The sequence below is a fragment of the Ruminococcus sp. OM04-4AA genome (genome assembly GCF_003462585.1).
Taxonomy (GTDB): Bacteria; Bacillota; Clostridia; order Lachnospirales; family Lachnospiraceae; genus Mediterraneibacter; species Mediterraneibacter faecis.
This window is the reverse complement of the sequence record NZ_QTZH01000023.1, coordinates 1-18792: the sequence shown is the minus strand read 5'-3', so window position 1 is coordinate 18792 and position 18792 is coordinate 1. Positions and strand designations below refer to the sequence as shown.

Here is an 18792-nt window from a genome sequence, read left to right as displayed (position 1 = left end):
TCAGACATTTCAGAGAAAGGGTGGACTAAAACATGGCAGAAAATAAAAAAGTCGACAAGGAAAAATATCTTGATGAAATCGAAGACAGCATCCGTACAATCGGTATCCTGACAAGTGGAGGAGATGCTCCGGGAATGAACGCAGCAATCCGTGCGGTAGTAAGACGTGCACTTGCAAAAGGACTTAAAGTCCGCGGAATCCGCAGAGGTTATCATGGACTTCTGAAGGAAGAAATCATTGATATGTCAGCGCGTGACGTGTCTGATATCATTGAGCGTGGAGGTACAGTTCTTCAGACAGCCCGTTGTAAGACAATGCGTACAGAAGAAGGTCAGCAGAAGGCAGCTGCAATCTGTAAGAAGTACGGAATCGATGGACTGGTAGTAATCGGTGGAGACGGATCTTTCGCAGGAGCTCAGAAACTGGCAAACCTTGGTGTAAATACAATTGGCATTCCAGGAACAATCGACCTTGATATTGCATGTACAGACTACACAATCGGATTTGACACAGCTGTTAACACAGCGATGGAAGCAATTGATAAGGTTCGTGATACTTCAACATCTCATGAAAGATGTAGTATCATCGAGGTTATGGGACGTGACGCAGGATATCTTGCACTGTGGTGTGGTATTGCTAACGGAGCTGAGAAGATTCTTATGCCTGAGGAAAAAGATTATGATGAGCAGGCATTGATCGAAGATATTCTTGCAAATAAGAAACGTGGTAAAAAGAACTACATCATCATCAACGCAGAGGGTGTTGGAGATTCTATCAATATGGCAAAGAGAATCGAGGAAGCTACAGGAATTGAGACAAGAGCAACAATTCTTGGACACATGCAGCGTGGTGGAAGCCCGACATGTAAAGACAGAGTATATGCTTCTACAATGGGAGCTATAGCAGTTGATCTTCTTTGCAAAGGAAAGACAAACCGTGTCGTAGGATACAAGAACGGACAGTTTATTGATTTTGATATTGAAGAAGCACTTGCTATGAAGAAGACAATTCCTGCATATCAGTATGATGTAGCTAAGACTCTTGCTCTGTAAAAATGTGAAATAGCATTGCAAATATCACTTTGAGTTATTATAATAGAATAGCAATGGTTACCAGATGACTGGTAATGAAATATAACATTCAGCCATGCAGCCTTTGTAAGAAGGTTACATGGCTGAATTGTGTATCTGCGATAAGATAAAAATAACTGATAAGGATAGATTAAGGGGAGAACTTTGACGGACATGAAGAATAAAAAGATGGCACCGATCGGGGTGTTTGATTCAGGAGTCGGAGGACTGACGGTAGCGAGGGAGATATCAAGACAATTGCCGTATGAGACATTGTTTATTTTGGGGATACGGCGCGTGTTCCATATGGAAGTAAATCACAGAATACGATCATTCGTTTTTCAGAACAGATTATCCGTTTCCTGAGGACGAAACAGGTGAAAGCAATTGTGATCGCATGTAATACAGCGAGTGCACTTGCATTGGATGCAGTGAAGGATGAGTTTGATCTTCCGATTATAGGAGTAGTCATTCCGGGAGCGAGAGCAGCAGTAGAAGCTACAACGAATGGGAAAGTCGGTGTGGTAGGTACTGAAGCAACGGTTCAGAGTGGAATGTATACGAAAGTGATTCAGGGAATGAATCCTAAGATTGAAGTGATTGAGAAAGCATGTCCACTTTTTGTGCCACTGGTTGAGGAAGGGTTCAAAGAACATATTGTGACAAAACAGATCATAGAATATTATCTTGAATCCATGCGTAATACAGATATTGATGCGATGATCCTTGGATGTACGCATTATCCGCTTCTGAGATCCAAGATCAGAGAATATATGGGTGACAGGATCCAGATCGTGAATCCGGCATATGAGACAGCGATGGATCTGAAACGATTGTTGGAAGAGAAAGAGATGGCAAATGATGAAACGACAGAACACCATAGTGAGTATTCTTTCTATGTCAGTGATGCAGCTGAGAAGTTCAGAAAGTTTGCGAATACTGTGATGCCTTTTGATGTTCCGACAACAAATGTAGTAAATATTGAAGAGTATTAATTAGTGATTCTGAATCAGGAAAGTTATTTCGTGCTTGTACGTTGGTTGCGGAAAGACTGACGGAACGAAATCTTCCTGATTCTTTTCTATGGAGAATTCATTTATGACAAAAGATGTACTGGTAAGCATTTCCGGAATGCATGAGGAGATTGTGGCAGTTGCTCCGGAGATAGAGGAAGATGAGAACGAAGCGATTGAAGTTGTAACACCTGCAACATATTATTTGAAGAATGGAAAACATTATATTGTCTACGAGGAAGTTGTAGAAGGAACTTCCGGAGTGATCAAGAACAGAATTAAGATTAACGGAGAGGAATGTGTAGAGATCGTGAAAAGCGGTCTTTCAAACTCTCATATGATCTTTGAGAAAAATAAAAAGAATCAGACATTTTATAAGACGCCTTATGGACAGATGCTGATCGGAGTGAATACGAGACACCTTCAGGTTGATTTTGAAGAAGATAAGATAGCGGTTCAGATTGATTATGAATTGGACGTAAATCATGAACCGATGGCAGACTGTAAGATACGGATGAATATTGTTTCCAAGGACAGTGGAAAGTTTTCAGTGCTTAGTTAAGCTACAAGAACGCCGAGGCATTTTAGGATAAGCAGGCGGAAAAATGAAAAAGATAAGAATGAGAGGACAAGATAATGGTAATAACACTGATTGAGAAAATATATTCGTTTTTATGGGGCGATCTGTTTCAGATACCGCTTCCAGGCGGCGGAAGTGTGGGAATATCACTTCTGATTATTCTGTTGATTCCAACAGGAATTTATTTCACAATCTGTACGAGATTTCTTCCAATCCGTCTTTTCCCGGAGATGGTAAGATCGTTGAATAGTAAAAAAGGGAAAGAGGATGGGCTGTCTAATTTTCAAACTCTGATTGTATCAACAGCAACCCGTGTGGGAATGGGGAATCTGGTAGGTGTTGTTGCAGCTATTTCAGCCGGTGGAGCTGGAGCAGTGTTCTGGATGTGGATCACGGCACTGATCGGTTCTTCCACAGCATTTGTTGAGGCAACACTTGCACAGCTTCATAAAGAAAAAGATCCGTTGTATGGAGGATACCGCGGAGGTCCGGCATATTATATCCATCACTACATGGAAGAACATCAGGGAAAGAAAAAGAGATATTCAGTGATCGCAGTATTGTTTGCAATTTCAGGATTAATCTGTTGGTGTGGTATTAGCCAGGTGATCAGTAATTCAGTGACGTCTTCGTTTGAAAATGCATTTTCTATCCCACCGCTTTATACAACTGTGATTTTGGTGGTTCTGGCAGCAGCGATCGTGCTTCGAAAGAATGCAACAGTAAAGGTTCTGGATGTTATGGTTCCGATCATGGCAGTGTGTTATTTCCTGATCACAGTATTTTTAATCCTTACGAATCTGTCCAGCATACCGGGGGTGTTCTCACGTATTTTTGAGGAAGCATTTGGAATCCGTCAGGTGGCAGCAGGTGGTTTTGGAGCCGTTCTGATGAACGGAGTGAAGAGAGGATTATTCTCAAATGAAGCTGGTTCAGGATCTGCCCCATGTGCAGCAGCTGCGGCAGAGTGTGATCTCCCGGTAAAGGCAGGACTTGTTCAGGCATTGGGCGTATTTATCGACACAATTGTGATCTGTAGCTGTACAGCTATGATCATGTTGCTTGTTCCGCAGGATCAGATTGAGGGACTTGCAGGAATGGAACTGCTTCAGACAGCGATGAGATATCATCTTGGAGAAGCAGGGGTGATCTTTATCGCAGTGATGCTGTTCTTGTTCAGCTTTTCTACATTTCTTGGAATTCTGTTTTATGCAAGAAGTAATGTGGCGTATCTGTTCGGTGATAACTGGGCGTCCCAGACAGCATATAAAGTGCTTGCGCTTGTGATGCTATTCATCGGAGGAATCGCAGCGTATACATTTGTATGGGATCTAGGTGATGTCGGGATCGGACTAATGACGATCTTCAATACAGTGATCCTGTATCTGATGGGTGGTCAGGCGTTGAGGGAATTGAAGAAATACGAGGCCGAGAGAAAAGAACAAAAGAAAAAGAATTAAAAAAATAAGTTCAGTCGAATTGTTTGACTGAACTTATTTTAATGTTTTTATTTTTCTTTCTTTGAGAAAAATCTTTTTTTCTTCTTTTTCTCAGGAATATCAAGACCACCGCGGACACTCTTAATGCCTGTGATATAGATACCACTTACAACGACTTTCGCTTCTTTCTTCACCGGAAGAACTTCGAAAACCTTTGCGTCACACATCAGAGTCATAACCTTTGGTCCAACCTTTGCTTTTACAACCGGTACTTTAGAACGTCTTAAATACTTTGGTGTATTCTCAAGAACAACGGCCGGGAGTCCTGCATCTTTTAGCTTCATCTTCTTTTTATCAATAATGAGCATGCTGATGGTCTGCGCAACTGCGTCCATCTGCTGCTGCTGTTCAGCCTGCTTCTTCTGCGCTTTCTTTCCGAAGAAATAGAGTGCTACGCAAACCCCGATGAGAACTACGAGGACGATGAGCATGATTATCATAGGTGTACTCACGATAAAACCCTCCTATTTACTATTTTCCGCTTAATTCGCATTTAATATTGTAACATTCTTTATTACAAAGTGCAAGCAGACAGGGGACAATTTTACAATTTGGGGTTACTTTTAAGACGTAAACAGAGTATACTATGTATTATGGTGGTTTATTATTGTTTGCAGAAAGATAGAACAGTAACGCGCTGTCCGAAGAATGTGACGGGGTATAGTGAGCAATAATATTTTCACGTTGATTAAGAGAAAGGGAGAGTTGAATGGCAGAGACAATATGGAACACAGTGGTGATGGTTTTTCATTTTATTATGAAGAATATCGTTATCATTAATATTCTTTTATCTCTGATTATTGTATTCTTTGAAAGAAGATCACCGCAGGCAGTATGGACCTGGCTGCTTTTGCTTTATTTTATTCCGATTGTCGGATTTATTCTATATCTGATCATAGGGCAGGATTATCACAAGAATAAGATGTTCAAGGCAAAGGAGATTGAAGGTGAGCTGAAATACGCTGTGCGAAGGCAGGAGGAAACCATTTATCACAGGCAGCTGAAGATGACGAGTCCGGCACTTAACCGGTTCCGGGATCTTGTGCTGTATAATCTGGAGGCTGGACAGGCAGTTCTGACAGATAATAATGATATCCGTATTTATACAGATGGTAAAGAGAAGTTTCATGCACTGATCGAGGAAATGAAACGTGCGAAGAAATATATCCATGTACAGTATTATATTATCAGGAACGATGAAGTGTGGCAGGATATAGAGAAGGTATTGATCGAGAAAGCACATGAAGGTGTAGAAGTCAGAGTTTTGTTTGACAGTATGGGATGTCGTACCATGCACAAAAGAGATTGGGACAGGCTGAAATGCGAAGGAATTCGGGTCGCAGAATTCTTCCCGGCGATTCTGGGACAGCTTCAGATGCGTGTGAATTATCGAAATCACAGAAAGATTGTCGTGATTGATGGAAAGGTTGGCTTTGTTGGTGGTTTCAATGTAGGCAGGGAATATATTGGAAAAGACGAAAAGTTTGGTTATTGGAGAGATACACATTTGTGTATTGAAGGTGCAGCGGTCACATCTCTTGCAGTGAGGTTTGTCCTGGATTGGAATTATGCAGCTCATGAGAACTTGTTTTTGGAAGATCATTTGTTTGAGATTCCGCAGTATGACAGGCATGGATTTGATCCGGTACAGATTATCTCAAGTGGACCGGACTCACAGACGAAGACAATCCATGACAATTATCTTCATCTGATCCACAGTGCAAGAAATCATGTCTATATACAGACACCGTATTTCATACCGGATGCGTCCATTCTGGATGCGTTGAAGATTGCAAGCAGATCCGGGGTAGATGTCAGAATTATGATCCCATGCAAACCAGATCATCCATTTGTTTACTGGGCAACCTATTCTTATATTGGGGAGATGGTTGCAGCAGGCGCAAAATGTTATGTCTATAATAATGGATTCCTTCACGCAAAGACATTATCAGTAGATGGCATGGTTGCCTGTGTAGGTACAGCGAATATGGACATCCGAAGTTTTGGCCTGAATTTTGAAGTGAATGCAACAATCTATAGTGAGCGTACAGTGCAGAGGCTGGAAAGAGCTTTTGAGAATGATATGACAATGAGTACGCAGGTGACACGAAAGATATATGAGGAGAGGAATTTACTGATCCGGTTCAAGGAACAGTTTTCCAGATTACTGTCACCACTTTTATAGTGGATAAGACAAAAAATAAAAAAGAGATTATAAAAGAGGAGAAACAGGAAAATGAAAAAAAGAGTGATTGCGGTTCTTACAGCGGTTCTGATGACAGCATCTTTAGTAGGATGCGGAAGTGGTAAGTTGTCTAATGATTATGTGACAGTGAACAAATATAAAGGACTTGAAGTAACAGAGGTTGCCAAAAACGAGGTGTCCGATGATTCTGTAGAGCAGGAGGTACAGTCCAGACTGGAAGCTGCTGCGACAGAACAGGATGTAACAGACCGCGCGGCACAGAGTGGAGACTGGGTAAATATTGATTATACAGGCACGATGGATGGAACTGCATTTGACGGTGGCACAGCTACAGGATATGATTTGGAACTTGGATCAGGTTCATTTATCGGAGCATCCGGAGATTACCAGGGATTTGAAGATCAGATCGTGGGACATAATACAGGTGAAGAATTTGATATCACTGTACAGTTTCCGGAGGGATATCCGAGTGCGGATCTTGCGGGAAAACCGGCGAATTTTCACATTGTATTGAATAAGATTTATCAGAAAGTAGCACCGGAGCTTACAGACGAGTGGGTTGTGAATAATAGTGAAAGCAGCAAGACGGTTGATGAATACAAGGAAGAGGTGAAAAATTCTCTTCAGGAGCAGCAGGACGATTCAGGTAATTCACAGTTGAAACAAGAAGTACAGACTGCTTTACTGGATCAGATAGAGGTAAATAAATATCCTGACGGTGCGGTAGACGAGCAGGTGAAACAGGCAAATGACTACTATACACAGATTGCACAGATGTACGGAGTAGAGCTGAATGATTTCATTACAACTTATCTGAATATGACAGAAGATAAATTTAACGAAAAAATTGAGGAATCCGCAAAACAGGCTGTGCAGCTTGAAGAGGCTGTAAAACTAATCGCAAAGAAAGAGAAACTGGAACCGTCTGATAAGGAATACGAAGAAGGAATGCAGGAGTATGCGGACAAGGCAGGAGCAGATCTGGATACCTACAAAGAGCAGGTGGGAGAAGATGTTCTGAAAGATGCAATCCTTCGTGATAAAGTACTGGACTATCTGGTAGATAATTGCGTACAGGTAGAACAGTCCGATAAAAATTAAAGGGGAATAAAGGAGGAAGAAAATCATGATTAAAATGGAGAATGATGTGCTCAGCGTAGAGATTGCAGAGCATGGTGCGGAGCTGACAAAACTGTATAACAAGAAAACAGGTACAGATCTTCTCTGGGATGCAGAACCCCAATTTTGGAAACGTCATTCACCGGTGTTATTTCCAAATGTGGGAAAAACCTATAAGAACACAGTGAAGATCAACGGTACACAGTATCCGACATCACAGCATGGATTTGCAAGAGACAGTGAGTTCAAATGTATTCATGCAGGCAAAGAAACATCAACCTTTCTTCTGACATCAACAGAAGAGATGAAGGAAGTTTATCCATTTGATTTTGAACTTTTCATTACTTACACACTGGAAAAAAACGTACTCCATGTAAAATGGGAAGTAAAGAATCCGTCTGATGAGACAATTTATTTCACAATCGGAGCGCATCCGGCCTTCCGCTTTGCAAAGAACGAGGAAGGAAAGACAGATTATATTCTGAAGTTCCCTGGAAAAGATGAATTGAAGTATTGTTTGATCAATATGAAAGAAATGGCTCCTGATCCGGAGGAACTGCATGAGATGAAACTGAATGAAGAGACATATCCGTTGACAGAAGAACTTTTTGAAAATGATGCGTTGATCTTTGATAATACGCAGATTGAAGAAGCATGGATCTGTCATAAAGACGGAACTCCGTATGTGGGAGTTAAGTCTGAAGGATTCCCAAGCTATGGATCTGGTCCGTAAAAGACGCACCGTTTGTCTGCCTGGAACCATGGATGGGAAGATGCGATAATATTGGATTTGATAAAGAAATCTCTGAGAAGCCTGGAATTAATAAGGTAGAGGTCGGAGAGACTTTTGAAAAAGAATATCAGATCATTGCAGCAGTAGAATAATGAATAGTTAGGGATACTCATAACACTCCTCCTTCAGTAAGGAAAAGCCCCCGGAAGTTAACCGGAGGCTTTTTTCTCTTTCATTCTCTTGATCACTTTCAGACGCGTGAACTCTTCACGCTCTTTTTCTTCCAGTGCATTGGTGATCGAGTAGACCAAATTCGAATACATTGGAATTGTAATATTCTGAAGTGCATTTGCTCGTTTCTGCGTCTTCTTAATATTACTTGCAAGACGGTAAGCAGCGTTTTCTACCATGGAAAGCTTGATCGTAAGGTCCTTTACCTTGCGGAAGGCCTCACGGGCAATATCAATCGATTCCTTTGTGGTACTGAAAGCATAGGTCGGCTGACCTGCGTCCGGGATATATTTCACATGAGGAATCTCGGTTCCCATGATACTTCGCGTCTGGATCGTGATAGAATTTTCAATCGGTACAGTATAGGCAAGCTGTTCTACCATACTGATACCGTTTTCGATATTAGCACGCTGCAGACATTGATACGCATAAGTAAATGTTGAATCAATCTCTTCCTGTATGGTGCGTGCTTCTTCAATCAGATCCATCAGTTCACGAATCAGGATGTTACGCTTCTTATCCATCAGATCATAACCCTGCCGGGCAAGTGCAAGAGAGTTCTTGGCCAGCATCAGATTACCTTTTGTTGGAAATGTACGTGGATCCATGAAGCTCCCTCCTTTCCCTAATCTTCTACAGCAGGTTTATAGTATTTATCAAGAATCTTCGTGTCAACACGGTCCAGTTCTTCTCTAGGGAGTTTTCCTAAAAGTTTCCATCCCAGATCCAAAGTCTCTTCCATTGTACGGTTCTCATTAACACCCTGTCCGATGTAATGTTGTTCGAAGTCGATTCCGAATTCCAGATATTTCTTATCCAGTGGTGAAAGTTCATCTTCACCGATAACAGAAGCCAGATTTCTTGCATCTCCAACCTTTGCATAAGCGGAGAACAACTGATTGGCAAGATCCTGATGATCTTCACGTGTAAAACCTTCTCCGATACCGTCCTTCATCAGACGGGAAAGAGATGGCAGGATATTGATCGGAGGATAGATTGACTGTCCATGAAGCGGGCGGTCAAGTACGATCTGTCCTTCGGTAATGTATCCTGTCAGGTCAGGGATCGGGTGGGTGATATCGTCATTTGGCATAGTAAGAATTGGAAGCTGTGTTACAGATCCGTTTACGCCTTGTACAATACCGGCACGCTCGTAGATGGTTGCCAGTTCACTGTACAGATATCCCGGGAATCCTTTACGGCTGGGAATCTCTCCTTTTGAGGAAGAGACCTCACGCATGGCTTCAGCAAAAGAAGTCATATCGGTAAGGATAACGAGGATATGCATATTTTGTTCAAAAGCCAGATACTCCGCAGCTGTCAGTGCAACCTTTGGCGTGATCAGACGTTCTACAACCGGGTCATTTGCCAGGTTCAAAAACATTGCCACGTGATCGGCAACACCGCTTTCTTCAAATGTGTTACGGAAGAAATCAGCAACGTCATGTTTTACTCCCATAGCAGCAAATACGATTGCAAATTTTTCATCAGAATCACTTCCAAGAGAGGCCTGTTTTACGATCTGTGCAGCAAGCTGATCGTGCGGAAGTCCATTTCCGGAGAAAATCGGAAGCTTCTGTCCGCGGATCAGAGTTGTCAGTCCGTCGATCGCGGAAATTCCGGTACGGATATAGTTTCTTGGATATTCTCTGCGGACCGGGTTGAGTGGAAGTCCGTTTACATCTCTTTTTAAAGTGGAGACAAGCGGCCCGAGATCATCGATCGGCTGACCGATACCGTTGAAGGTACGGCCAAGGATATCCGGGGAGAGTGCAATCTCCATCGGGTGTCCGGTCAGTTTCGTATGTGTATTTTTGAGTGACATATTTTCGGAACCTTCGAAGACCTGGATCACTGCTTTGTCTTCATAGATCTCTACAATACGTCCTATTTTGCGTTCTGTGCCGTCTACGACAAATTCAACGATCTCATCGTAAAAGGCGTCCTGTACGCCCTCTAACACGATCAGAGGGCCGTTGATACTGCTTAAGCCAAGATATTCAATTGACATGATAGTGGTCCCTCCTTATGCATTTTTCTCAAGTACGTGCTGATAGAAAGCGTCAATATCTCTGTGATACTGTGCAAACATTTCCGGGCGGTTATTTGGAACATCATATTTGATCGCAATGACACGATCGAAAATATTCTCAGATTTTAATACGGACATCGGATGTCCCATTGTGACAAGGGTACGTGCCTGCTTGTAAAGGTACAGGATCGTATCCATCATCAGGAACTGTTTTTCCATAGAAACGCAGGTGTCATCCGGGTGGAATGCATTTTGCTGCAGGAAACCAAGACGAATCACACGGGCAATCTCAAGGACAAGTTTCTGGTCATCCGGGAGTACATCACTTCCGATCAGTTTTACAATCTCAAGAAGACTGCTTTCCTGATTCAAAAGTGCCATCAGACGGTTGCGGTAGTCAACGAATTTTGGAGACACATTGTCCTGATACCAATGGCTTAAGTCATTCAGATACTCACTGTAACTGGTCAGCCAGTGGATCGCCGGGAAATGTCTCGAGTAGGCAAGACTCTTATCCAGTCCCCAGAAGCAGCGGACGAAACGTTTGGTGTTCTGTGTGACCGGTTCGGAGAAGTCACCGCCCTGCGGGGAAACTGCACCGATGATCGTGACAGAACCGTCAGTTCCGTTCAGGTTATGCATCATGCCGGCGCGCTCGTAGAACGCAGACAGACGAGATGCGAGGTAAGCCGGGAAGCCTTCCTCGGCAGGCATCTCTTCCAGACGTCCGGAAAGCTCTCGAAGAGCCTCCGCCCAACGGGAAGTAGAGTCCGCCATGATCGCTACATCGTAGCCCATATCACGGTAATATTCTGCAAGAGTAAGACCTGTGTAAATGCTGGCCTCACGGGCGGCAACAGGCATGTTGGAAGTATTGGCGATCAGTGTAGTACGGTCCATCAGAGGCTTGCCGGTACGAGGATCGGTCAGTTCGCTGAACTCTTCCAGAACCTGAGTCATCTCATTTCCACGTTCACCGCATCCGATATAGATGATGATATCTGCATCAGCCCATTTCGCAATCTGATGCTGTGTCATTGTCTTTCCGGTTCCAAATCCTCCAGGGATGGCAGCAGTACCGCCTTTTGCGATCGGGAACATGGTATCGATGATACGCTGTCCGGTAACAAGCGGAACAGATGCTGGGAAACGATGATGAGTCGGTCTCGGAGTACGGATCGGCCAGTGCTGAGTCATAGTCAGCTCTTTCTCCTCTCCGTTAGGAAGTTCCAGACGAACCAGAGGTTCGTCAATTGTGTATTCACCATCTGCGACAGTGACAAGAACAGTTCCTTCTACTTCAGGAGGAACCATACATTTATGTGTGATCGCATGTGTCTCAGGAACTTCTGCGATGATATCACCGGCGTGGAGATAATCTCCCTGCTTTACAGTGATATGTGTCTTCCATTTTTTTGTGCGGTCCAGAGAATCGACACTGACACCGCGTGTGATAAATGCACCGCCTGAAGATTCTGCAATATTCTCCAGCGGGCGTTCGATACCGTCAAAAATATTATTCAGGATACCCGGTGCAAGTGTTACGGATACAGGGCTTCCACTGGCGATAACTTCCTCGCCCGGGCGAAGTCCGGTTGTCTCCTCATAAACCTGAACTGTTGTCATGTCTTTATCCAGTGCGATGACTTCACCGACCAGCTTCTGCTTGCCGACATAGACCATCTCGGACATACGAAATCCTGTGTTGCCTTTCAGATAAATGACGGGACCATTGATGCCGTAAATTTTCGCTGTCTTAAGCAATGCCGTCACCTCCTAAAAATACAAATTTGTCATACTGTTCTTTCAGCTGTGTGCTGAAAGAATTATCGATCAAAATGTTGCGGGAACGGATGACAGCACGGACACCGCCCCGGAAATCTTCAGTGCTGATCGTCAGATGAACTCTTGTAGCATCTTCCAGATCAGAACGTTTCTTCTCATCAGTTGGGTTAATATAGATCGTAAGCTCATCATTTCCGGCAAAATTTACCGCTTTGCGGATGCATTTGATAAGAAAATCATCATAAGCTTCCGTCTTCATAAATTCATCGATTAATGCGTCTGCTTCCTCAAAGATCTTGTCTTTCAATTCCTGCTGGATCTTGCTTTGACGACGTTTGATCTCCAGCTGGGATTTGGCGAGCGCCTGGTTCAGTGAGAGTTTCGCATTGGCAGCTTCCGCCTTGACGCGAGTCTCTGACTGTCTTGTGGCTTCCGCTTTATGATCTTCGAAAACCTTTTCCAGGGCGGCCTGATGGGTGTCAATGATGACATTTCCCTCTAAGCGGGCCTGTTCCATGGATGTAGCCTGCAGGTGTGCGATTTTTTCTTCCAGAGTCAAGAGGAATACCTCCTTTAGTTCATGATATAATTGCGTTTATAATTTCAGTCCGATCGCTTCAGTGATATATGAGGTGATAAAGTCTTTCTGACGACCGGTTCCGTGGCGGTCAGGAATTTCGATCAATAACGGCATCTTTCGTTCCAGTCGGAAAGTGTCGATAATGTCAGGAAATTCCTGGCCGAACTTCTCAGTCAGAAGAACAATGCCGACAGTTGGGGCGGAAAGAACCTTTTCCAAAGCTTTCTTCAGCTCATCCCGTTCATGGACGACAACTCCGTCTACACCGGCAAGACGCATTCCGGTGTAAGTGTCGACATTGTCACTGATCAGATACATTTTCATAGGCGGCTCCTTTCTGTTGAAAATCAGAAATTAGAGATTTCCTAAGATCATGAATGAGATGATCAGTCCATACAGACAAACACCTTCGGCAAGTCCTACGAAGATCAGAGATTTACCAAGAACGCTGGAATCTTCGCTGATCGCTCCAAGTGCTGCGCTGGCTGCACTTGCAACAGCGATACCACCGCCGATACAGGAAAGACCTGTAACAAGTGCGGCTGCAAGGTATCCCATACCAGTTGCGAGTGTTGCACCGGAAGCTGCGGCAGTTTCAGCAGCCTGTACATTTGCCGGTCCTGCAAGCATCATGATGGATGCAATGGCAAATGCGCCGAAGAAGAAAAATGCGTTGACACCGATAGTACGTTTATAGCGTTTTTTGTTCTTTTCACCGATCAGATAATATCCGAATGGGATGATGATACTTAAAACAAGTGCTGCGATAAAGATGATTTTTGTTGCTAAACTCATAGTGGAATCCTCCTGATTTCTATACATTTTATGGCTGTCATAGATTTAAGCCAGACAGTTATTTCGTTTTCTTTTTTGTATATGGGTCGAATGCACGTCCGCTTCCTTTGTAGAAACGGCTGAACATCTCATAATATTCCAGACGAAGTACCTGAATACCTACAATCAGTCCTTCGAATCCGCATACGAACAGGTTGCCAAAGATCACTCCGAACCAGTTCGGATTTCCGCTTTCAGCGCCGGCCAGCTGAAGTACTACTTCCATGATAGCGGCATGGCTGACAGCAAATGCACCGATACGGATAAAGGAGATTGTGTTTGAGAAATAACTGAGCAATGTCTCAAACATTTCGAAAAATCCTTGCACGGCGTACATTCCAGGTCCTGTTTCCATCTTGTCGGCACGTTTTTCAATCATACGGGTCAGAGGCTCTCTCAGGAAAATGAGAAGCAGCGGGACACCGAACATGATACCCATGACAATACCACCCGGAAGCGGATTGCCTGTCATAAAGAGAACGATGGTTGCTACAACGGCAATGTAGAAAATAAGTCCGGCAACACCGTTTGGATCAAACCAGGTACTTTCAATATCTTTGCTTCTTGCGGCATTGATAATATGCAGGATCATCGCCACGATGATCAGGAACATACCAAATGCAACTGCAACGATAAATACAGTGTTCAGTTTACCAAGGAATGGCAGTGTAGTCATATGATCGATCGGTCGTATCCACAATGGTTCAATGATGTCTTCGAATCCGAAAATACTTCCGAACATAAATCCGAAGACTGTGGAAAATACACCGGCAGTTGCGATAATTCCGGCAAGTGGAGCTTTCTTAAAGTGATAAATCAAGGCTCCGCCGATTAAAAGCAAAAGTCCCTGTCCGACATCTCCGAACATAACTCCGAAAATAAAGGAGTATGTGATCGCTACGAAAATAGTCGGATCCATCTCATTGTGAGCCGGAAGACCATACATCTGAATGTACATCTCAAATGGTTTGAATAGCTTCGGGTTTTCCAGCTTTGTCGGCGGTTCGCCGAAGTATGCATCATGGTCATCTTCGACAACAACAAAGACTTTATCATCATCCTTGATCTCTTCTAAGAACTTCTCTACATCATCTTCTGCCATCCAACCGCAGAGAATATAAGAATCATCCTGGCTGTCTTTCATCCGGGCAGCCATCTTACGGATGTCAAAGTTCTTGGAGAGTTCCTCCAGACGGTTTTTCGCTGCGATAAGCTGTGGAGCTCTGTCAGAAAGCATCTCACCGGCTTCTTTATCCAGATCCTGGATCTCCAGATTGATCCGTGCAATGTCACGTTCCAGTGACTGGTAAGCGAAAGCCGGAGTTCCTTCAAATTCATCTTTCAGATCAATGCGTTCAAAATGAAGAGAACGGAAAACAGCATCTACCTTTTGCGCCTCTCCCGGAGAAACGAAGTAAGCACCGTATACGAAGCTTCATCACGTTCTCCTTCAACGAAGATTGCACTTAAATCATCCATCAGATATTTATTCATCTTGTGATAAGATTCCAGCGCGATCCGTCCGAAACGATATGTAATATATCGATATCCGAGGACCTTGTGAAGATCACAGTCGAGGGGGCGGAATGGAGAGAGCAGTTGCTGTTTCGCACGAAGTTCCTCAATCTTAGCTTTCTTTTTCTCTTTCTTTGCCTGCAGACCTTCATAATCCTCGCAGGCTTTGCGAACAACTTCAAACATGTCGTCAAGACCTAAAGAATCATCCGGTGTAACATCATCTACATTCGGAAGATAACCGACGAACTGAGTTGCCTGGGCAAGTACATCCCGGTACGGATTAAGCTCTACGAACGGGCGAAGATTATCGACTGTCTTGAGTTCGGACAGTGCGGACTCCAGCTGGATCTCATAACGTGAGAGATACAAGTCTGTGACACGGTCGATATCATCCCTGGGACCGGAAATGTTGATAAATTTCATTTTAACAATCATTGGGTTCTACCTCCAACGTACGCTAACGTTTCGCTTGGTGTCAGTCCATAACGGATGCATTCCAGAGCGGTAGTCAGCTTTTTGATTTCTTCTTCTTTTAAGAAGAGGTAAGTGTTGACAGCGGCGATGGAGTATGGATTCCTCCTTCTGTCAATAGTGTACAGATGATGGAGACATTCTGAATACATTTGCTCCATGGTAAGCTGCTCATTGGATTCATAGCGGCGGGCATAAGGCGTCTGATTGCATAGTGTCTGCAATTCCTCTAATGTTGTTGCCTCGACCATTCCTTTGATCAAGTCAGTAGACAGACGATAGTGGATCGGAAGAATCAGCTGGTAAATGTCAGCAGGTTTCATATTAAAATATTTCTTCGCTCTGTAGATCCACTGCATGTTGAGCAGATCAATCTGAGTGCCGCAATCCCGCTGGTATAATTTCTTGTCTTCCTTTTTCAGAACCTTTTTCCGTGCTTTCCAAAGAGTTGTAAAATAATAAAGATTTAATGCCAGATCGTAGTCATAAAGAGTGACCGAAGGAGAATCCTTTAATTTCTTTAATGGTTCATAATATTCTGTATCCTTTAATGTCTCGATCAGTTCATCAGTGGTGCGTGAGGTGATCAGTTTTTCAATCGATATCTGTGAATACCGGTCGAAGAAAGGACGTTTGTAATCAAGATCAAAAGGTTTCTGATAATGGTTGATCACAATCCTTAAACAATAATTGATCAGCTCGATTTCATAAGATTTCAGGCGGAGCTTCATAAGCTTGCGCTGTTTCTGTCCACAAAAGCGATAAAGCTTTGCGTAGTCGCGGTAAAGTGAACGAGTCAGAATCTTCTCAATACTTCCTCTGTGAAGCTGTTCTGGGGCCAGCTCTTCTAAAATATCTGCGTAAGCTGTCTCCTTCTTCAGATATTCAACTACATCGGGGACATTGTGCAGAGAAGCAATTTCCTCAAACTGTGCCTGGGTAAGGAGTTTGGCTTCCATTGCCCGGGTTTTCGTTACGATACCACTGTATTCCAGTAGATTTCCCATAGGCTATACCTCGGTGATCCGTCGGAGAATCTCATGAGCATAATCAGAATGCTTTTCATCGTATTCCTTCTGTAGGGCGTCGAGTTCATCCTGACTTTCCTGACTTTGCCCGGATAAGATCCGTGAGGTCTCCGATTCCAGCTTGTCACGAATTCCCTGAATCTGCCGCTGCGTATCAGCTTCAAGCTCTTTGTCGAAATCCATCCGCTTTTTGTCGAATTTTTCATCTAATGCGGATTTTTCGGCTTCTGCATGTTGCACGATTGCAGATGCGGCGGATTCAATCTCTGTCAATTTGTTTATAATAGAGTCCATAACCAGCCTCCTTTTTGTTAGAAATTCATAATATCTTTTATAATACACCTTTTGGAGAAAAATACAAGCTTTTCTGGAAGCTGTTTGCTTGTGAGACGGATTAATTCATGTTATGATAATGCATGTGTAAAAATAAACCGGCAGATTTGTAATGTGACAGATCTGTCAGAGAATATCAGGAGATTGTAATTAATGAGATTAAGAAATATACCAAGAGCAGATGGTGTGATCGACGTACATCATACAGTGATCAAGAAACCGGAAGAACAGAAAGGAAACTGGAATCATGTGTTTGGTAACGAAAAGCCGATTCAGATTGAAATTGGGATGGGAAAAGGACAATTTATTCTAAATATGGCAAAGGCACATCCAGAGATTAATTTTATAGGAATTGAGCGTTATTCCAGCGTTCTGCTGCGCGCACTTGAAAAGTATGATACAGAAGAATTTGAAATGCTGGAGAATATCCGTTTTATCTGTATGGATGCAAGAGAGATTGAAAATGTGTTTGCACCGGCAGAGGTGGATAAGATCTTCCTGAACTTCTCGGATCCGTGGCCGAAGGCAAGACATGCGAAGCGTAGATTGACATCTACGGAATTCCTCGCAAGATACGAAAAAGTGCTTGTGGAAAGCGGAAGAGTAGAGTTTAAGACAGATAATACAGAACTTTTTAACTTTTCTCTGGAACAGGTGAAAGAAGCCGGATGGGCATTGATTGCTTATACTTATGATCTGCATCATCAGGAAGAGATGAATGAAGGAAATATTATGACAGAGTACGAGCAGAAGTTTTCAGAAAAAGGAAATCCGATCAATAAACTGATTGCACAGAGAAAATAAGTGTTACTGTTCACACGATGTGCGACCAGCAACGCATCTCGCCATTTTAAATCGCCTTTGGCGATGGGGCGAGATGCATTCAAGTCAAAACACACATCCTCCGTGTCAATCAGCAGAGTGATTGACACGGGAGTGAACAGTAACAAATAAGTTTCATATATTATATAGGAAGAGTGGGATTCACAGGAGAACAGGATGAGACGGGGGAAATGTTGGAAAGCCGGGATCCGTGAGTTGTGTTATTGCCATCAGAGACTGAATCGAAGGATTGTCTGCATTTGCAGATCCTTCGAGGAGGTATATCGAATTTTAAATACGGGATATTGCCACAAAGACAAGGGAAAGAATAAACGTTGTTGATATCGTCTAAATTGTATATGAAATTAATAATTTTGAAAAAAATGAAAAAATTTGAAAAAAGGGGTTGCATTCCGGCAACAACTGATATATAATACTATTTGTGTTGAGGAACACGAGACACAAAAACAAAAGAATGCGCGATTAGCTCAGTTGGTAGAGCACCTGACTCTTAATCAGGGTGTCCAGGGTTCGAACCCCTGATCGCGCACTGACAATCACTGTTTTTACAGACATTGGAGCTGTGGGGACGGTGATTTTTTGTGCGTAAATATGCGGTTTCTGACCATTGAACCAGAAATCACTATGAATTGTAAAGACGAAGTGACTTGCCGCGAAATCGGTCGCGAACTGGTCGCAGATTGGTCGCAAGGAAATAAATAGTCCCAAAAAGTTCTGAAAAAGATAAAAAGAGTAATTGATGTTTATGAGTATGTAACATCAGTTGCTCTTTTTTTTATTTTTAAATGTATATTATCTTATGATGTAGGAAGTCCAGCTAATAAATGTCAATAGTTAAATGAAAAAATTGCTCTTATTTTCTGGCTAAAAAAGGGTAGACATCCCCCTTGGTGAAAATATCGTTCTTTTGAAAGATA

The 18792-nt window shown here is 43.0% G+C and carries 20 protein-coding genes and 1 tRNA gene; 10 read left to right on the top strand and 11 right to left on the bottom strand.

Translation table 11 applies throughout. The features are described from left to right. The first annotated feature begins 89 nt into the window (after positions 1 to 89). The 5 genes from pfkA (at position 90) to DXB52_RS08385 (ending at position 4123) form a co-directional block, all read left to right on the top strand. Complete coding sequence (gene pfkA / locus DXB52_RS08400; RefSeq protein ID WP_472520052.1) at positions 90 to 1052, top strand: 6-phosphofructokinase; 963 nt, start codon at positions 90 to 92, stop codon at positions 1050 to 1052. Between the two features lie 192 nt (positions 1053 to 1244). After that, complete coding sequence (locus DXB52_RS17015) at positions 1245 to 1436, top strand: hypothetical protein (protein ID WP_472520046.1); 192 nt, start codon at positions 1245 to 1247, stop codon at positions 1434 to 1436. After that, complete coding sequence (gene murI, locus DXB52_RS08395; protein ID WP_472520051.1) at positions 1400 to 2065, top strand: glutamate racemase; 666 nt, start codon at positions 1400 to 1402, stop codon at positions 2063 to 2065. The genes DXB52_RS17015 and murI overlap by 37 nt, the downstream gene beginning before the upstream one ends. 103 nt (positions 2066 to 2168) lie before the next feature. After that, a complete protein-coding gene (locus DXB52_RS08390; RefSeq protein ID WP_117542249.1) occupies positions 2169 to 2645 on the top strand; it encodes a YwiB family protein in 477 nt (158 codons plus the stop codon). Positions 2646 to 2719: 74 nt separating this feature from the next. Further along, entirely contained in the window at positions 2720 to 4123 is a 1404-nt protein-coding gene (locus tag DXB52_RS08385) for an alanine/glycine:cation symporter family protein (protein WP_118106934.1), read from the top strand. Positions 4124 to 4170: 47 nt separating this feature from the next. On the opposite strand, the gene DXB52_RS08380 is transcribed toward DXB52_RS08385, so the two are convergent. Next, positions 4171 to 4614 (bottom strand): hypothetical protein, encoded by a 444-nt coding sequence (locus DXB52_RS08380; protein ID WP_117542251.1) that lies wholly within the window; start codon positions 4612 to 4614, stop codon positions 4171 to 4173. A 257-nt stretch (positions 4615 to 4871) separates the two neighbouring features. On the opposite strand from DXB52_RS08380, the gene cls reads away from it, so the two are divergent. From cls to DXB52_RS08365, 3 genes are read left to right on the top strand one after another with little or no spacing between them, the layout of a single operon-like run. Next, positions 4872 to 6347, top strand: a complete 1476-nt coding sequence (gene cls / locus DXB52_RS08375) for a cardiolipin synthase (protein WP_117542252.1) — start codon at positions 4872 to 4874, stop codon at positions 6345 to 6347. Positions 6348 to 6398: 51 nt separating this feature from the next. Further along, positions 6399 to 7469, top strand: a complete 1071-nt coding sequence (tig, locus tag DXB52_RS08370; RefSeq protein WP_117836467.1) for a trigger factor — start codon at positions 6399 to 6401, stop codon at positions 7467 to 7469. 25 nt (positions 7470 to 7494) lie between these two features. Then, positions 7495 to 8220 (top strand): aldose 1-epimerase family protein, encoded by a 726-nt coding sequence (locus DXB52_RS08365; protein ID WP_472520045.1) that lies wholly within the window; start codon positions 7495 to 7497, stop codon positions 8218 to 8220. Between the two features lie 209 nt (positions 8221 to 8429). On the opposite strand, the gene DXB52_RS08360 is transcribed toward DXB52_RS08365, so the two are convergent. Genes DXB52_RS08360 through DXB52_RS08320 form a run of 10 tightly spaced genes read right to left on the bottom strand, consistent with a single transcriptional unit; the run spans position 8430 to position 16993 of the window. Continuing rightward, a complete protein-coding gene (locus DXB52_RS08360; protein ID WP_055166441.1) occupies positions 8430 to 9059 on the bottom strand; it encodes a V-type ATP synthase subunit D in 630 nt (209 codons plus the stop codon). Positions 9060 to 9076: 17 nt separating this feature from the next. After that, positions 9077 to 10462, bottom strand: a complete 1386-nt coding sequence (locus DXB52_RS08355; RefSeq protein WP_020436807.1) for a V-type ATP synthase subunit B — start codon at positions 10460 to 10462, stop codon at positions 9077 to 9079. A 15-nt stretch (positions 10463 to 10477) separates the two neighbouring features. Beyond that, positions 10478 to 12247, bottom strand: a complete 1770-nt coding sequence (locus tag DXB52_RS08350) for a V-type ATP synthase subunit A (protein ID WP_118106933.1) — start codon at positions 12245 to 12247, stop codon at positions 10478 to 10480. Continuing rightward, positions 12240 to 12827 (bottom strand): V-type ATP synthase subunit E, encoded by a 588-nt coding sequence (locus DXB52_RS08345; RefSeq protein WP_227159757.1) that lies wholly within the window; start codon positions 12825 to 12827, stop codon positions 12240 to 12242. Before DXB52_RS08345 ends, DXB52_RS08350 begins: the two co-directional genes overlap by 8 nt. A gap of 36 nt (positions 12828 to 12863) precedes the next feature. Next, positions 12864 to 13172 (bottom strand): V-type ATP synthase subunit F, encoded by a 309-nt coding sequence (locus DXB52_RS08340; protein WP_118106932.1) that lies wholly within the window; start codon positions 13170 to 13172, stop codon positions 12864 to 12866. Between the two features lie 30 nt (positions 13173 to 13202). Continuing rightward, positions 13203 to 13643 (bottom strand): ATP synthase subunit C, encoded by a 441-nt coding sequence (locus DXB52_RS08335; RefSeq protein ID WP_117542256.1) that lies wholly within the window; start codon positions 13641 to 13643, stop codon positions 13203 to 13205. A 58-nt stretch (positions 13644 to 13701) separates the two neighbouring features. Next, on the bottom strand, positions 13702 to 15027 hold the full coding sequence (locus tag DXB52_RS08330) for a V-type ATP synthase subunit I (RefSeq protein WP_472520050.1): 1326 nt from the start codon (positions 15025 to 15027) through the stop codon (positions 13702 to 13704). 38 nt (positions 15028 to 15065) lie between these two features. After that, a complete protein-coding gene (locus DXB52_RS17010; RefSeq protein ID WP_472520044.1) occupies positions 15066 to 15635 on the bottom strand; it encodes a hypothetical protein in 570 nt (189 codons plus the stop codon). Next, positions 15632 to 16678: a V0D/AC39 family V-type ATPase subunit gene (locus DXB52_RS08325; RefSeq protein ID WP_118106931.1), complete on the bottom strand. Its 1047-nt coding sequence runs from the start codon at positions 16676 to 16678 to the stop codon at positions 15632 to 15634. The genes DXB52_RS17010 and DXB52_RS08325 overlap by 4 nt, the downstream gene beginning before the upstream one ends. A gap of 3 nt (positions 16679 to 16681) precedes the next feature. After that, positions 16682 to 16993: a hypothetical protein gene (locus DXB52_RS08320; RefSeq protein ID WP_117542258.1), complete on the bottom strand. Its 312-nt coding sequence runs from the start codon at positions 16991 to 16993 to the stop codon at positions 16682 to 16684. A gap of 192 nt (positions 16994 to 17185) precedes the next feature. Between DXB52_RS08320 and trmB the strand changes: the two genes are divergently transcribed. Both trmB and DXB52_RS08310 read left to right on the top strand, forming a co-directional pair. Continuing rightward, on the top strand, positions 17186 to 17836 hold the full coding sequence (gene trmB, locus DXB52_RS08315) for a tRNA (guanosine(46)-N7)-methyltransferase TrmB (RefSeq protein ID WP_117542259.1): 651 nt from the start codon (positions 17186 to 17188) through the stop codon (positions 17834 to 17836). Positions 17837 to 18331: 495 nt separating this feature from the next. Continuing rightward, a tRNA-Lys gene (locus tag DXB52_RS08310) sits at positions 18332 to 18404 on the top strand. The last annotated feature ends 388 nt before the right edge of the window (positions 18405 to 18792 follow it).

Coding starts and splice junctions, on each gene's coding strand:
- DXB52_RS08320 (WP_117542258.1), bottom strand. CDS start 16,993: ATGGACTCTATTATAAACAAATTGACAGAGATTGAATCCGCCGCATCT.
- DXB52_RS17015 (WP_472520046.1), top strand. CDS start 1,245: ATGAAGAATAAAAAGATGGCACCGATCGGGGTGTTTGATTCAGGAGTC.
- DXB52_RS08340 (WP_118106932.1), bottom strand. CDS start 13,172: ATGAAAATGTATCTGATCAGTGACAATGTCGACACTTACACCGGAATG.
- DXB52_RS08385 (WP_118106934.1), top strand. CDS start 2,720: ATGGTAATAACACTGATTGAGAAAATATATTCGTTTTTATGGGGCGAT.
- DXB52_RS08365 (WP_472520045.1), top strand. CDS start 7,495: ATGATTAAAATGGAGAATGATGTGCTCAGCGTAGAGATTGCAGAGCAT.
- DXB52_RS08335 (WP_117542256.1), bottom strand. CDS start 13,643: ATGAGTTTAGCAACAAAAATCATCTTTATCGCAGCACTTGTTTTAAGT.
- cls (WP_117542252.1), top strand. CDS start 4,872: ATGGCAGAGACAATATGGAACACAGTGGTGATGGTTTTTCATTTTATT.
- trmB (WP_117542259.1), top strand. CDS start 17,186: ATGAGATTAAGAAATATACCAAGAGCAGATGGTGTGATCGACGTACAT.
- tig (WP_117836467.1), top strand. CDS start 6,399: ATGAAAAAAAGAGTGATTGCGGTTCTTACAGCGGTTCTGATGACAGCA.
- DXB52_RS08325 (WP_118106931.1), bottom strand. CDS start 16,678: ATGGGAAATCTACTGGAATACAGTGGTATCGTAACGAAAACCCGGGCA.
- DXB52_RS08390 (WP_117542249.1), top strand. CDS start 2,169: ATGACAAAAGATGTACTGGTAAGCATTTCCGGAATGCATGAGGAGATT.
- DXB52_RS08355 (WP_020436807.1), bottom strand. CDS start 10,462: ATGTCAATTGAATATCTTGGCTTAAGCAGTATCAACGGCCCTCTGATC.
- DXB52_RS17010 (WP_472520044.1), bottom strand. CDS start 15,635: ATGATTGTTAAAATGAAATTTATCAACATTTCCGGTCCCAGGGATGAT.
- DXB52_RS08360 (WP_055166441.1), bottom strand. CDS start 9,059: ATGGATCCACGTACATTTCCAACAAAAGGTAATCTGATGCTGGCCAAG.